At 34.4% G+C, this 1,132-nt stretch carries 1 protein-coding gene; it reads right to left on the bottom strand.

Translation table 11 applies throughout. The features are described from left to right. Positions 1–188: 188 nt before the first annotated feature. Positions 189–1,070 carry a hypothetical protein gene (locus H5202_RS22980; RefSeq protein WP_182774052.1) on the bottom strand — a complete coding sequence of 294 codons (882 nt, stop codon included), beginning with the start codon at positions 1,068–1,070 and terminating at the stop codon, positions 189–191. Positions 1,071–1,132 lie beyond the last annotated feature (62 nt).

The raw sequence follows: 1,132 nt of genomic DNA, 5'->3' as shown, positions 1-1,132 counted from the left end.
GTGGGAACATCGATTTCAAAAACAGATAGAGTTCGATTATTTTTAGTGAGTATAGAGCATAATCTGTCGGCTTTAATAACCAAAACACACCTTCATTTATGATAGGTGTTTTTTGGTTATTAACGTTGTAAGAATTTAGTGTGTTGATGGTATTTATAATCTTTATTTATCAGGTGGTTAATGGGAATTTAATGGGGGTTGTGAGTCATGATATATAGCATTTTTATAAAATACATCAAACAGGGTGATGAGTATTTTTTTAGTTGATTGTTAGCAATGATCTCATTTTCCTTTGGGTGTTTTAATTCTAACCATACAGTGCCTTTACCGCTTCTCCCTTCAGATGAAGACCCTTTTAGTACGTCAGAGTTAATCCCTTTGCAGACCTCGTCCCATCGATTTTTACTAGTTGAATGTTGGAGTGAACAAGTCAAAATTCGCCATTGACTTTTAGCTATACAAAATGAAAACGTGTTTAAAAAATGTTCTAGTTTTTCTGGTGCATTGAAATATACTCCAGATTTACTGTTGCTTTTATGTGCTAATGCGTATTCGCACGCTAATAAAATATTGGTCCTATCTTGTGAATATTGATCACGGATTTTGTTGATTATTTTTGAAACAAGATTTTTTTCTACACTTGTTTGTGGGATCGTAGGTGCGATTTCAAAAAGATCTTTTTTACGATGTCGAGGCTGATGATATGTTGTTTGCTGTAAAGATAATACTATGGCGTTTTTATGCCATTTGTTAATGGTTTCTGCTGGTATTCTGAAGTTGTGTGCAAGTTGTTCTGGTGCCATGCCTTCATCAATATTTTGCAGAACTCTTTGACAAATAGCCATGTCAATTCGTCCATTTCTTACTGTCTCGCTCGACTTTATTGCGTGCACCTGAGCGCTATCAACTTGGAAGAATAGCTCTTTAATATCCATGTTTTGTACTATCAGTGGTAATAATTGCTGTGCTGTAAATGTTGTTTTTTTAATTTCTGCGTTGTTAATTTTTCTCAGCTGAGTTCTTGAACAAATACCTAAATCAACAATTTGCCTCTGAGTCATTTGCAACATAAACTATCTCAGATGCAGTTACAAATGACTCAGAGGCAAATTGTTGATTTAGGTATTTGTTC

This window comes from Shewanella sp. SG41-4 (genome assembly GCF_014164505.1).
Classification (GTDB): domain Bacteria; phylum Pseudomonadota; class Gammaproteobacteria; order Enterobacterales; family Shewanellaceae; genus Shewanella.
The sequence above is the reverse complement of the archived record's forward strand: the minus strand, read 5'-3'. Positions and strand labels throughout refer to the sequence as shown.